Below are 12,572 nucleotides of genomic sequence, written 5' to 3' on the forward strand. Positions count from 1 at the left end.
GCGCAGCGAAAGGTGTATCTTATGGTGATGAAAGGGCTGACCCTGCGGGGCCTTGAGGTGTTCGAGGCTTTGGCGCGGACGGGATCGGTGGCACAGGCCGCCGAGATCACGGGGCTCAGCCAGCCATCCGTTTCCCAACAGTTGCGCAATCTGGAAAAGGCTCTGGGCACCGAACTGGTCGATCACGGGCGCCGACCGATGCGCCTGACACAGGCCGGGCGCAGCTTTCTGGTGCGCGCCGAGGCGGTTCTGGCCGAGCTGCAAATGGCACAAAGCGAATTGTCAGTCATGGATCTGGGGCATCTGACCACTTTGTCCATCGGGCTGATCGACGACTTCGACAATGATCTGACCCCGCGGCTGGCCACGTTGCTGGCAGACAGTCTGACCCGATCGAATTTCAAGCTGATCACCTTGTCGAGCCTCGATCTGTTCGAGGCCTTGGCCGAACAACGCCTGCATATGGCCGTCACCGCCCATAGCGGAGAAGTGCTGGAGGGGGTGGTCGAGTACCCTCTGGTCCGGGATCCGTTCATTCTGGTTGCGCCTCAGGGGGCGGGCGGAGTGGAGGCTGTGCAGAACAGCCTGCCGTATCTGCGCTATGCCCGCGAGCAGTTGATCAGCCGGCAGATCGAGGCGCATATGGCGCGCGGCGCGCAGGAGTTCGAGGAACGGTTCGAGATCGGCTCGCACATGGCGCTGATGGCCATGGTTGCACGGGGTCTGGGTTGGGCGATCACGACGCCGCTGGGTTTCATGCGCGCCGCGCGGTTCCATGACGGGCTGGAGGCCCACGCTGCCCCGTTCGGGGATTTCTCGCGCAGCATATCATTGCTGGCGCGAACGGGCTGGTCCGATCAGGTACCGCAGGAGGTGGCGGGCATGACACGGCGTCTGATGCAGAACCAGATCGTTGACCCGGCTTTGGCCAAACTGCCCTGGCTGAGCGGATCGCTGCGGGTGATCGGCGGCTAACTGTCCAGATGGGCGGCAAGCCCCTCGACCGCCGCTTCGATCAGGTCCAGAGCGCCATCGAAATCCCGCGTGTAATATGGGTCAGGCACATGATCCGCGCCGGCTTCAGGGGCGAAATCGGTCAGCAGGCGCACCGGGGTGTCACTGCCGGCGGGGCGCAGATCCTCGATATCCGCGATGTTGTTGGCGTCCATGCCCAGGATCAGATCGAAGCGGTCGAAATCGGCAGCGGTGAAATGACGGGCGCGCAGGTCGCCCAGATCGATTCCCCTGACCTTCGCAGCTGCCTGCATCGGGCCATAGGGCGGTTTCCCCGCATGCCAGCCCATGGTTCCGGCACTATCGGTTACGTGATGTGGCGCGCGGGCGCGAAAAACGCCCTCTGCCGCAGGCGAGCGGCAGATATTGCCCAGGCAGACAAAGAGGATACGGTGTGACATGCGCCAACCTGTACCGCGCGGAGGAGAAATGGAAAAGATCGTGATTCTGACCGGAGCCGGAATATCCGCCGAAAGCGGGTTGAGCACCTTTCGCGATGAGGGTGGTTTATGGGCCCAGCACCGGATCGAGGATGTCGCCACGCCGGAAGGATTCGCCCGCGACCCTGCACTGGTTCAGGGGTTTTACAATGCGCGGCGGGTTCAGGCCTCCAAGGTGCAACCCAATGCCGCTCATGAAGCACTGGCCCGGCTGCAACGGGACTGGCCCGGAGACGTCGTGATTGTCACCCAGAACGTGGACAGCCTGCACGAGGCGGGCGGCGCAAAAGATGTCATCCACATGCACGGAACTTTGGCGGGCGCGCTGTGTTCAGCCTGTGGCCATCGCTGGACCGCCCCGCCCGAAATGGCGGTTGGGGAATCCTGCCCCGCCTGTGCGCGCCCCACGGCCCGGCCCGATGTGGTCTGGTTTGGAGAGATGCCCTATTTCATGGACGAGATTTATGACCACCTGACCAACGCGTCGCTTTTTGCCGCCATTGGCACCTCGGGTCAGGTTTATCCGGCGGCAGCGTTCGTGCACGAGGCACAGGCGGCGGGCGCTCGGACGATCGAGATCAATCTGGAACCGTCGCCGGGCGCATCCGGGTTTGATGAAAGACTTGTCGGCAAAGCGACCCAGACAGTTCCGCGATGGGTCGGGCACCTGCTTGCGCCGCACAGTTAAAGTACAGACAACACTCGCTTAATTCGGTTAGACTGTCCCCGAAACGACTGGAGGACAAGAAATGACGGATCAGGACCCCCGGACCGGTGAAATTCTGGATGAAGGCAGCATGGCCGGGCGCGACATGCTGGGAGAGCAGCTTTCCAGCCTGTGGTGGACCTTTCTGCTGCGCGGAATACTGGCCGGGCTTGTCGGTATTGCAGCACTGTTCTGGCCGTCTGGCAGCATCGCGTTGCTGCTGCGGCTGGTTGGTGTGCTGCTGATCCTCGATGGTGGCCTGACGCTTTTGGGCGTTGGGCGTCGTGGGGTAATGGGCGGCGCTGCAATCGGTGCGCTTCTGATCGGGCTTGTCCTGCTGATCTGGCCGGAAGGGACGGTCAAACTGGCCTTTTTCCTGATGGGCGCATGGGCGCTGATCATCGGGATCGGTTCGCTTGCGGCATCCGGGCAAATGCACGAGAGAGACCCTCAACGCGGCTCCATGCGCGTTTCGGGTTTTGTCGCGCTTGTGGTCGGGCTTGTTTTGATGATCTGGCCAGCGGTCGCGCTTGTTGCGCTGGGATGGGGCATCGCCTTTTCGGCGCTGGCCATTGCCGCGGTCATGTTCTGGCTGGCGTCCCGATTCCGCCGGGCTGGTGACCGTGTCGGTATGAAAACCGTCAACAAATAGCACCAGCGGTGACCGCAGGAACAACAGGCCGGGCAATGCCCGGCCTGACGCATGGATGACGGCCGCAGCGCGGCCTGAAGACAGGCGTTGCCCTAGTTCGAATGAGATCCGTGTCCGCCCATGTCCTGACGCTCCAGATCGACCGGGATTTCGATCTCAACCTCGCCAGCCTTTTCAAAGATCAGCGTCACCGGAACCATGGCGTCCTGCTCGAACGGTTCGGTCAGCCCCATGAACATCACGTGGTCGCCGCCACGTTTCAGCATGTGGGTTTCACCTGCCGGAATGGCAAAGCCTTCCTCGACATGCACCATCTTGGCCACGCCATTGTCGTCGACTTTGTGCGTATGCAGTTCAACCCGGGCAGCGGCATCCGACGTCACGCCGACCAGACGGTCGTCCGCATCGCCCAGATTCTGGATCATCATGAACGCGGCACCTGCCTTAGCGGTCTTTCCCGACGACCGGGCATAGGCGTCATCAACTTTGATAGTGCCTTCGGCAAAAGCAGGCATGGCCAGGGTCACGGCGGCCAGGGTTGCAAACAGAGTAGTTTTGAGGGACATCGTGCCTCTCCTGTATTGTAGGTTTGAAAAAGTAGCGTCTTCAAACACGTACAGGCGGCGCGCGCGCCGGGGTGCCGGGGACCGGCAAGGCGATTTGATTGACCAGATGTCGCAGCGGCGCTATCTGCGCCCGCTCTGGCGCCATAGGCATGGGCGGCTGGGCAACGGCGACCGCGCCCATCAGGGACAGTGCGTAATCCGGGCAGTAATGCGGTGGCGCGGTGGGCTGTCCGTTTTCGTCCATATAGACAACGACCGGACCGGTGCCTGTGCACAACACCATCTGACCCACGGCCCTGTCCATGCCGCGGGACACGGCAAGGCCCTGCCCGGTCAGAACCAAAAGCAGGGACAGAACATAAGGCAGGAATCGTGTTATGGCTGGTCTCATCCTGACCCGGGTATAGGTCAGTCGGTAGAGTAGCTTCAAGCGCCAAAGGGTCGCGCTTGAAGCTGGTTTCAGTAATCAATTCCCGGTCGTTTCACCTTGCTTGTATTGAAGCTGGTGTGGGAACGATTCACCCTGCGCTGCATCCGCGTACAAGCCGAAATTGCTTTGCGAAAAACCGCGGCCAGAAACAGGAAAAGGTAGAAACTTTTTAACGTCATAGTGAGGCCCCCGCCTGATGAATGACAGTAACGATAGGTCAGATTCGGCATTCCGTATGTGAAGCAATTCACCAATAGCGGAAAATAATTTCGAAATTGAAAACAGTGTCGGGCTGCAGCGGGCGGCTCAAAACGAAAAAGCCCTGCACCAAAGAGGTACAGGGCCTGAAAATCAATCCGCGAAAAGGCTTAGGCCGTGGCTTGCGCCTTGGCGATTTCCTTCTTCACTTTCAGTGCGTTCGCCGACAGTTCTTCATCCTTGGCTTTGGCCAGGAATGCGTCCAGACCACCGCGGTGGTCAACCGAACGCAGGGCGGCTGCCGAGATGCGCAGCTTCACGCCGCGGCCCAGGGTCTCGGACTGCAGGGTAACGTCATTCAGGTTCGGCAGGAAACGACGACGAGTTCTGTTTTTGGCATGGCTGACATTGTTGCCAGTCATCGGGCCTTTTCCGGTCAGTTCGCAACGGCGCGACATGGTTTCTTCCTTTGTTTCTGGAGGCCGGGCACAAAGCCCTCGGCCAAATCACAAGGGGCACAACCCGAAGTCGCGCCCGAAAACTGGTTGGATGCGTGTAGTGGGAATCGCAGGAAGGGTCAAGACGGACCGAACGAATTCTTTCATTTTGCGCCCGCCTTTGAAACCTTGCCCCCTTTCACCCCGTCAGCTCAGCGTGCCAAGCAGTTCCTCGGCCGCGCGGGCCGGGTTCAGACGCCCGGCCGAGACTTCGGCGTTCAGGCGTTCCATCTCGGCCTTGGCCTGCGGCGTGTCGAGCCGGGCCAGAAGGGCATGGCGGACTTCCTGATCGAACCAGTATCGCGCCTGGGCGGCCCGGTTGGCTTCCCAGATACCGTTGTCGCGGCGCCACCGGGTCAGGAATTGCATCTCGTGCCAGGCTTGCTCCAGCCCCTGTTCTTCGACCGCTGAAACGGTCATTGCCTTGGGGAAACCTTCGGGATCCTGCGGGCGCTTGCGCAGCAATCGCAACGCACCGGCATAGTCTGCGCATGTCCGGGTCGCCGTGGCCTTCAGGTCGCCATCCGCCTTGTTGATCAGGATGATATCGGCCATCTCCATGATGCCACGTTTGACACCCTGCAATTCGTCCCCACCCGCCGGGGCCAACAGCAACAGGAACAGGTCCGACAATTCGGACACCACCGTTTCGGACTGCCCGACGCCCACGGTTTCAATCAGCACCACGTCATAGCCTGCGGCCTCGCATAGGGCGATGGCCTCACGCGTCCGTCGGGCAACGCCCCCGAGATGGCTCTGGCTGGGGGAGGGGCGGATAAAGGCGTTCTTCTCGCGGCTCAGGCGTTCCATCCGGGTTTTGTCCCCCAGAATCGAGCCCCCTGAACGGGCAGAGCTGGGATCGACTGCCAGAACCGCGACACGCAGCCCCTGCCCCGTCAGCATCATGCCAAAGCTTTCGATGAAGGTGGACTTGCCCACCCCGGGCGTACCCGACAAACCGATCCGGAGCGCCTGACGCCCCGATCCCGCGAGCTGGGCCAACAGCTCGCTGGCCTGTGCACGATGATCGGCACGATTGCTTTCCACCAGTGTGATCGCGCGAGCCAGCGCCCGGCGCTCGCCCTTCAAAATCCTGTCGCTGAGGCTGTCTGTCTGCATTCTTGTCCCGATCCTAGAGGCAGGAATAGTTGCCGCGCTCGGGGGGTGTTTGTCCAGACCGCAGGTCGCCGGAAATACGATCAAAGCGAAAGCTGCGTCAATTCGTGCGTCGCTTGGCCGTTCAGGGTTGGACCTGCAGCCCCGGTGTCACCAGAACGCGCCGGCGAGAGAACTGGACGACACCAGCATGATCGCGGATAAGAGCCGGATGACGATACGCCTGCCCATCGACGACGCCGTTCCCGAACTGCTGGACAGATTGCGCGCGCAGGGTCGCGCGGTATTGCAGGCCCCACCGGGGGCGGGCAAGACCACGCGGGTTCCCCTGGCAATGCTCGAGGCGGGTCTGTGCGATGGCAGGATCGTGATGCTGGAACCCCGGCGGCTGGCGGCCCGGGCCGCGGCCGAGCGGATGGCCGAGACGTTGGGAGAGCGCGCGGGACAGACCGTGGGCTACCGTGTACGTGGCGAGGCGAAAGTGTCGAAAGACACCCGGATCGAGGTGGTGACCGAGGGCATCCTGACCCGGATGCTGCAATCCAACCCGGATCTGCCGGGAATTGGCGCGGTGATTTTCGATGAATTCCACGAACGATCTCTGAACGCCGATCTGGGGCTGGCCTTGTGCCTCGAGGTGACCGACGCATTGCAGGACGATCTGATCCTGCTGGCCATGTCAGCCACGCTTGATGCGGATCCCGTCGGCGCGTTGATGGTGGCCCCTCTGGTCACATCGGACGGGCGCAGCTTTCCGGTTGAGACGCGCTGGCTGGATCGGCCATTGGGGCCGCAAGCGCGACGGTTGGATGCGTTGATCGATCTGGTGGTGCAAGCCGAGCGTGAGACGCGAAAATCCGGCGGCGGAATTCTGGTTTTCCTGCCGGGAGAGGGCGAAATCCGACGCGCCGAAAGCCTTTTGAACAGACGGTTGCCCGACAGTTGCGTGGTGCGCCCGTTATTCGGAGCCATGCCCTTTGCAGCCCAGCGTGCCGCGATTGCCCCGGTGGAACATGGGCGCAAAGTCGTGCTGGCGACGTCGATTGCCGAAACCTCGCTGACGATCCCCGACATCAAGGTCGTGGTGGATATGGGACAGGCCCGGCGGGCTCGGTTCGATCCGGGATCGGGCATGTCCCGGCTGGTGACCGAACGGGTGACCCGGGCCGAGGCCACACAGCGCGCGGGCCGGGCCGGACGGGTGGCCGAAGGGGTGTGTTACCGACTCTGGTCGAAGGGGGAAGACGGTGCCCTGGCCGCCTACCCGCCCGCCGAGATCGAAGCGGCGGACCTGACCGGGCTGGCGCTGGAGCTGTCCCTGTGGGGCGCTGACGCGGCCGATCTTGCCTTTCTGACTCCACCTCCCGAGGGGACGATGGCCGAGGCGCGGGCTTTGCTGACAATGCTGGGCGCACTTGATACCAATTGGCGGATCACCGATCATGGGCGCGCCCTGGCGGCACTGCCCTTGCATCCCCGGTTGGGGCACATGCTTGTGCGGGCCGGTCCGAACGCCGCCCCGTTGGCAGCGTTGATGGCCGAGCGTGACCCCCTTCGCGGTGCGCCGGTGGATATCACCCTGCGGCAAGAGGCGCTGCGCGACCCCCGGGCTTTTCAGCGCAACAGGGTCTGGCAGGTCAACATGGGCGCAGTGGATCGGATCAATGCCGAGACCAGACGTCTGCGGAAACAGGTCAAGGGCGACTCGGTCGATCTGAGCCCCGCCGCCATGGCTGCGCTGGCCTATCCTGACCGCATCGGGCAGCGGCGCAAGGGTGACGCGCCGCGCTATGTGCTGTCAGGGGGGAAAGGCGTTGTTCTGGACAGTGCGGATTCACTGGCTAGCGCTCCGTTTCTGGTCGTCATCGACACGGATGGCAACCCGCGCGAGGCGAAGGTCCGGATGGCCACCCAGATTTCGGAACGCGACATCCGCGATCTGTTCGCGGATCAGATCGGCTGGGTCGAGACGTGCGCCTGGTCCAAGCGCGAGCGGCGGGTCGTGTCGCGGCGGCAAGAGCGGTTCGGCGCGATCACGTTGGACGACCGCATATGGAAGGACGTCCCGGACGACGCCGTGGCCCGCGCGATGCTGGATGGGATACGCGATCTTGGCCTGCGGCTGGAGGGTGCCGCCGCGCGCCTGGCCGCCCGTGTCGAACTGGTGCGCGCCGATGGCGTCGATCTGCCCGATTTTTCGGTCGCAGGCCTGATGGCCGACATGGAGGACTGGTTGCTGCCCATGCTGTCAGGGGTCAAAAGCGCTGAAGACTGGAAGAAATTCGACCTTTTGCCCGCCCTGCGCGCGCGGCTGGACTGGGCGCAGACGCAGGAACTGGACCGGCGCGCTCCGGGGTCATTTGAAACGCCGCTGGGGCGCAAGGTGCCAATTGATTACAGCGCGGCCGTGCCGGAAATCTCGGTCCGTTTGCAGGAAGTGTTTGGCGTGACCCAACACCCGGCGATCGGCGGCCAGCCTTTGAAGATCACTCTGCTGTCACCGGCGCAGCGCCCGATCCAAATAACGCGTGACCTGCCCGGTTTCTGGGCGGGCTCTTACGCGGATGTACGCAAGGACATGAGGGCGCAATACCCCAAACACCCCTGGCCCGAAGACCCGACTCAGGCTGATCCCACGCTGAGGGCAAAACGCAGACGTGACTAGAGCCGTCAGCAAAGCCCGAGCCTTGCCCATAATCCACAAAACAACCCAGAAAACCCTCAAAAATCGGCCAAACCCGGCCAAAACTGGAAGGTTTAATTGAAACTCACCATTTCCGTTGTTAAGTCGTATCAACTTTGAAGGCATAGAGTAGACTGACAAAATAACTGATGAATGCATGGCTGCAAAATATCTGGGAAGAGGTAGGACGTCCGCTGTTCCTGCGCCCCCGACGGGTGCAGTTTGCGGCGTTGTGCACCCGCACTCATGATGGGCAGGATCAGGTCCTTCTGATCACCAGCCGAGACACCAAACGCTGGATCATCCCGAAAGGCTGGCCCATCGATGGTTTGAGTGGCGCGGAAACCGCCCTCCAGGAGGCCTGGGAAGAGTCCGGGGTGCGCGCGGATGCGGTTCACGATGAACCCATCGGCCAATTCACTTACGACAAGATCCTCAAAGACGGATCGGCGCAACCGGTATTGACCAATGTCTACAGGATATCGGTGCGTGCGCTGGCCGATGACTTTCCCGAGGCCGATCAGCGCGAACGCGGCTGGTTTTCGCCGGCTGAAGCGGCCACCCTGGTGCAAGAGCCCGAGCTTCAGGCCCTGTTGCGCAGACTGTAAGGAATTCGCAACATTTCGATGGCACCCAGCTTGCCTGAGCAGCCGGATACCGTTAGTGGCGCACGATCCTTCACTATCTGACCAAGTTCATGTCTGACACGAATCCGAAACCACGCTGGCAAACGTTGGACAGCGACCTGCACCGAATTTCGCGGGTCGAAACCGCCAACATCCATGTCGCGCGCCACCTGCTGGCACCGGGGGTCGCACTGGCCTTCATGGCGCTTGCCGGGCTGACGGCGGCGGTCCTGTTCGGTCGGGCGGATGGCAGCCATGTCGTGGTCGCGGCGGCCGCGTTCGGGGCCTATATGGCGATCAATGTCGGTGCCAATGACGTGGCCAACAACATGGGCCCAGCGGTCGGTGCGAATGTGCTGACCATGGGCGGCGCCATCGTGATTGCCGCCATTGCCGAAAGCGCTGGTGCGTTGCTTGCGGGGGGTGACGTGGTCTCGACCATCTCAAAGGGGATTGTCGACCCCGCCTCGGTGCAAAACAGCGAGGTGTTCATCTGGGCCATGATGGCGGCGCTGATATCTTCGGCCATGTGGGTCAACCTGGCGACCTGGATCGGCGCCCCTGTGTCCACAACGCATTCAGTCGTGGGCGGGGTGATGGGTGCAGGCATTGCAGCAGCGGGCCTGAGCGCGGTGAGCTGGGGCACGATGAGTGCAATTGCAGCCAGCTGGGTGATTTCGCCGATGCTCGGGGGGGCGGTTGCCGCGGCTTTTCTGGCGCTGATCAAGTCGAAAATCCAGAATCAGGACGACAAGATTGCCGCCGCGCGCAAATGGGTGCCCATCCTTTTGGCTGTGATGGCAGGGGCCTTTGCCACGTATATGTCCGTCAAAGGGCTGAAGCGGATCGTGACAATCGACCCCAAGATGGCTTTGCTGATCGGGTTGGGTGTGGGGCTGCTGACCTGGTCCGTGACCGTCCCGTGGGTCAAACGCAAATCCAAAGGAATGGAGAACCGGACCCGGTCGCTGAAAACGCTGTTTGGCCTGCCGCTTGTGATCTCGGCCACGTTCCTGAGCTTTGCCCACGGCGCAAATGACGTGGCCAATGCGGTCGGCCCGCTGGCCGCGATTGTCCACGCGGTCGAGTTCGGAGAGTTCGCCGCGAAAGTTCCAATCCCGCTTTGGGTGATGATCATCGGAGCGTTCGGGATTTCCTTTGGTCTGTTTCTGTTCGGCCCCAGGCTCATCCGGATGGTGGGCCGCCAGATCACCAAGCTGAACCCGATACGCGCCTTTTGCGTCGCCCTGTCGGCGGCGATCACCGTGACTCTGGCCAGCTGGCTTGGCCTGCCGGTCAGTTCGACCCATATCGCTGTTGGAGCAGTCTTTGGCGTCGGCTTTTACCGCGAGTGGGATTCCGAGCGCCGGCGCAAGCGGGGAAAGCTTCAACGCACAGCACAACACCTTGCCCCGGAAGAATACCGCCGTCGCAAGCTGGTACGGCGGTCGCATTTCATGACCATCGTGGCCGCGTGGATTGTCACCGTGCCCGCCGCCGCAACCATGTCGGCCGTCATTTACTGGGTGCTGACCGCGTTCGCCTGAGGGTTGACGTTAGAGCCTGATCTGTTCCGGCGACAACGGGTGATCGGGTGCATGTTTGATCAGGTCGGACACCTGCGTGCAGATGGGTGTCGGCACTCCGGTTTCGTGACCCATCCGGATGATGTGACCTTGCAGGCTGTCAATTTCCGTTTGCCGCTCAGCCATGAGGTCATAGGCCATGGACGTTCGCGCGCTCGGGTCGATTGTCAGCATCCGGGCCGCGATCCTGGTGAACAGCGGTGTCGGCAGCCGCAGAATATGCGGGGTCATCCATGCCGGAAGCGGTGTGGTCGAGGCTACGGGATGACCCGCCGCCTTGAGGACGGTCAGCGCCTCGGACATCTGATCCGCCATGAGATTGCGCCAGTCGCGGTTCATCAGCTGATCCACCAGCGTGAGGCCCGACAAGGCATTGAGCGCATTGTTCAGGTTGATCACCAACTTGCCCCATTGCACGGCTTCGATGTGGTCGCTGGACGTGACGGGAAGGTCTGCGCTGCTCAGCTGCGCGGCCAGATCACCAGCGCCGCTTTGGATGACGATCTCTCCGGACGTGGCCCGATGATAGGTGGCGGGGGCAGTCGGCACCACGTTGAACGGAACCATTCCGGCGCGTATGTCGCGCCCGGGAAGGGCATTGCGCAATGTTGCGGCAGCTTCGATACCGTTTTGCCAGGACAGGATCGGGGCATCCTGCCGCGCAAAGCGCTCAATTTGCTCGGCCATATCTGCGGTTGCACCCGATTTGACGGTGACGATGACCAGTTCGGCCTGATCCAGACAGGCCGGATCTTCGCTGAGCGTCAGGCCCCCGGTCGGAATCGTGACGTCAAGGCCATCAAAGTCAGTGACCTTCAGCCCGTGCTCTCGGATCGGGTCCAGCACACGGGCGCGGCCCAGCAAGGTCACGGAGTGCCCCGACCGGGCCAGCAAAGCACCACAGTAACAGCCGATGCTGCCCGCGCCTGCAAGGACAAGTTTCATGATACCCCCTCCGGTACACCCGAAAAGGATCACCGCAAACGTCCCGTGACACAAGCCCGCTTGCCCCCGACGTCACGCGCTAGCGGGCCAGCCGGGGTTTGGTGCGCTCAAGCTCTTTGGAAATAGGGATAAATTCCTGATCGTCACCCGGAGGCAGTTGAAATGCACCATTGGCCCAATCGGCGCTTTTCCACTCACGGGTTGCGGTTTCGATCTTTTCCTTCGAAGACGAAACGAAATTCCACCAGATGTAGCGGTCTTCATTCAGGGTCGCTCCGCCCAGCAGCATCAGCCGCGCGCCCAGCGCACCGGCCTTGACAGACAGCTTGTCCCCGGGCCGGAACACCATCATGCGGCCCTCGTCAAACCTGTCGCCCGCGATTTCGACCGAACCTTGCGTAACATAGACACCGCGATCTTCGTGGTCATCAGGCAGAGGGAAAGACGCGCCGGGTTCCAATTGCACGTCGAGATAGAAGGTTTCGGACAGCATCGTGACCGGGCTGGTCTCACCATAGGCTGAACCCAGGATCAACCGGGCGCTGACGCCTGAATCCTGAATATGCGGCAACGCGGCCTGTTTGTGATGTTCGAAATCCGGGGCCATATCCTCATGCGCTTCGGGCAAGGCGATCCAGGTCTGAATGCCGAACAGGCTGTGTTTCCTGCCGCGTGTTTCGTCACTGGTGCGCTCGGAATGGGTGACACCACGCCCTGCAACCATCCAGTTGACCTCGCCGGGATAGATCATCTGATGTGTGCCAAGGCTGTCGCGGTGCTCGAATTCGCCCTGGTACAGATAGGTGACCGTGCCCAGTCCGATATGGGGGTGGGGCCGCACGTCGATGCCGCCTTCGGTGATGAATTCAGCGGGGCCCATTTGATCGAAAAAGATGAACGGGCCCACCAACTGTCGTTTTACCGAAGGCAACGCGCGGCGCACTTCGAACCCTCCCAAGTCACGGGCACGCGGGATGATTAATGTGTCCAGCGCCGGATTCTCCGAAATGCACTCCGGATTGTGTGTCGGGTTCCAACTCATTTCAGCTCTCCCTTCGTTGCAGATGGTCAGGCCACCCGCGTTCACTCAGGTAAGAAATAGCTACGCGAAGC

The 12,572-nt window shown here is 61.9% G+C and carries 13 protein-coding genes; 6 read left to right on the forward strand and 7 right to left on the reverse strand.

The window, feature by feature from the left end; all coding sequences use genetic code 11:
• Nucleotides 1-21: 21 nt before the first annotated feature.
• Nucleotides 22-975: a LysR family transcriptional regulator gene (locus tag GOW31_RS13490; RefSeq protein ID WP_171117629.1), complete on the forward strand. Its 954-nt coding sequence runs from the start codon at nt 22-24 to the stop codon at nt 973-975.
• Here the strand turns inward: GOW31_RS13490 and GOW31_RS13495 are convergent.
• Nucleotides 972-1,415, reverse strand: coding sequence for a low molecular weight protein-tyrosine-phosphatase (locus GOW31_RS13495; protein WP_171170741.1), 444 nt, complete (start codon nt 1,413-1,415; stop codon nt 972-974). The two genes, GOW31_RS13490 and GOW31_RS13495, sit on opposite strands and share 4 nt — an antisense overlap.
• Nucleotides 1,416-1,443: 28 nt before the next feature.
• Here GOW31_RS13495 and GOW31_RS13500 point away from each other — a divergent pair, with 28 nt between their 5' ends.
• A complete protein-coding gene (locus tag GOW31_RS13500; protein WP_171171015.1) occupies nt 1,444-2,142 on the forward strand; it encodes an NAD-dependent deacylase in 699 nt (232 codons plus the stop codon).
• Nucleotides 2,143-2,203: 61 nt separating this feature from the next.
• Complete coding sequence (locus tag GOW31_RS13505; RefSeq protein WP_171170744.1) at nt 2,204-2,812, forward strand: HdeD family acid-resistance protein; 609 nt, start codon at nt 2,204-2,206, stop codon at nt 2,810-2,812.
• 92 nt (nt 2,813-2,904) lie between these two features.
• Here the strand turns inward: GOW31_RS13505 and GOW31_RS13510 are convergent, their stop codons facing one another.
• From GOW31_RS13510 to meaB, 4 genes are all read right to left on the reverse strand, one after another.
• Entirely contained in the window at nt 2,905-3,378 is a 474-nt protein-coding gene (locus GOW31_RS13510; protein ID WP_152457330.1) for a copper chaperone PCu(A)C, read from the reverse strand.
• Between the two features lie 40 nt (nt 3,379-3,418).
• Nucleotides 3,419-3,808 (reverse strand): hypothetical protein, encoded by a 390-nt coding sequence (locus GOW31_RS13515; protein ID WP_254441724.1) that lies wholly within the window; start codon nt 3,806-3,808, stop codon nt 3,419-3,421.
• A gap of 368 nt (nt 3,809-4,176) precedes the next feature.
• Entirely contained in the window at nt 4,177-4,464 is a 288-nt protein-coding gene (rpmB, locus tag GOW31_RS13520) for a 50S ribosomal protein L28 (RefSeq protein WP_050603240.1), read from the reverse strand.
• Between the two features lie 186 nt (nt 4,465-4,650).
• On the reverse strand, nt 4,651-5,622 hold the full coding sequence (meaB, locus tag GOW31_RS13525) for a methylmalonyl Co-A mutase-associated GTPase MeaB (protein WP_171170748.1): 972 nt from the start codon (nt 5,620-5,622) through the stop codon (nt 4,651-4,653).
• Nucleotides 5,623-5,830: 208 nt separating this feature from the next.
• On the opposite strand from meaB, the gene hrpB reads away from it, so the two are divergent.
• The 3 genes from hrpB (at nt 5,831) to GOW31_RS13540 (ending at nt 10,475) form a co-directional block, all read left to right on the forward strand.
• Nucleotides 5,831-8,284, forward strand: a complete 2,454-nt coding sequence (gene hrpB / locus GOW31_RS13530; protein WP_171170750.1) for an ATP-dependent helicase HrpB — start codon at nt 5,831-5,833, stop codon at nt 8,282-8,284.
• 167 nt (nt 8,285-8,451) lie between these two features.
• Nucleotides 8,452-8,910, forward strand: coding sequence for an NUDIX hydrolase (locus GOW31_RS13535; RefSeq protein WP_171170752.1), 459 nt, complete (start codon nt 8,452-8,454; stop codon nt 8,908-8,910).
• A gap of 89 nt (nt 8,911-8,999) precedes the next feature.
• Nucleotides 9,000-10,475 carry an inorganic phosphate transporter gene (locus GOW31_RS13540; protein ID WP_171170754.1) on the forward strand — a complete coding sequence of 492 codons (1,476 nt, stop codon included), beginning with the start codon at nt 9,000-9,002 and terminating at the stop codon, nt 10,473-10,475.
• Between the two features lie 9 nt (nt 10,476-10,484).
• Here the strand turns inward: GOW31_RS13540 and GOW31_RS13545 are convergent, their stop codons facing one another.
• Complete coding sequence (locus GOW31_RS13545) at nt 10,485-11,459, reverse strand: 2-dehydropantoate 2-reductase (protein WP_171170756.1); 975 nt, start codon at nt 11,457-11,459, stop codon at nt 10,485-10,487.
• 79 nt (nt 11,460-11,538) lie between these two features.
• Nucleotides 11,539-12,501 (reverse strand): pirin family protein, encoded by a 963-nt coding sequence (locus GOW31_RS13550; protein WP_171170758.1) that lies wholly within the window; start codon nt 12,499-12,501, stop codon nt 11,539-11,541.
• Between the last annotated feature and the right edge of the window lie 71 nt (nt 12,502-12,572).

The sequence above is a fragment of the Ruegeria sp. HKCCA0370 genome (assembly GCF_013033705.1).
GTDB lineage: Bacteria > Pseudomonadota > Alphaproteobacteria > Rhodobacterales > Rhodobacteraceae > Ruegeria.

Coding starts and splice junctions, on each gene's coding strand:
- GOW31_RS13490 (WP_171117629.1), top strand. CDS start 22: ATGGTGATGAAAGGGCTGACCCTGCGGGGCCTTGAGGTGTTCGAGGCT.
- GOW31_RS13495 (WP_171170741.1), bottom strand. CDS start 1,415: ATGTCACACCGTATCCTCTTTGTCTGCCTGGGCAATATCTGCCGCTCG.
- GOW31_RS13500 (WP_171171015.1), top strand. CDS start 1,444: ATGGAAAAGATCGTGATTCTGACCGGAGCCGGAATATCCGCCGAAAGC.
- GOW31_RS13505 (WP_171170744.1), top strand. CDS start 2,204: ATGACGGATCAGGACCCCCGGACCGGTGAAATTCTGGATGAAGGCAGC.
- GOW31_RS13510 (WP_152457330.1), bottom strand. CDS start 3,378: ATGTCCCTCAAAACTACTCTGTTTGCAACCCTGGCCGCCGTGACCCTG.
- rpmB (WP_050603240.1), bottom strand. CDS start 4,464: ATGTCGCGCCGTTGCGAACTGACCGGAAAAGGCCCGATGACTGGCAAC.
- meaB (WP_171170748.1), bottom strand. CDS start 5,622: ATGCAGACAGACAGCCTCAGCGACAGGATTTTGAAGGGCGAGCGCCGG.
- hrpB (WP_171170750.1), top strand. CDS start 5,831: ATGACGATACGCCTGCCCATCGACGACGCCGTTCCCGAACTGCTGGAC.
- GOW31_RS13535 (WP_171170752.1), top strand. CDS start 8,452: ATGAATGCATGGCTGCAAAATATCTGGGAAGAGGTAGGACGTCCGCTG.
- GOW31_RS13540 (WP_171170754.1), top strand. CDS start 9,000: ATGTCTGACACGAATCCGAAACCACGCTGGCAAACGTTGGACAGCGAC.
- GOW31_RS13545 (WP_171170756.1), bottom strand. CDS start 11,459: ATGAAACTTGTCCTTGCAGGCGCGGGCAGCATCGGCTGTTACTGTGGT.
- GOW31_RS13550 (WP_171170758.1), bottom strand. CDS start 12,501: ATGAGTTGGAACCCGACACACAATCCGGAGTGCATTTCGGAGAATCCG.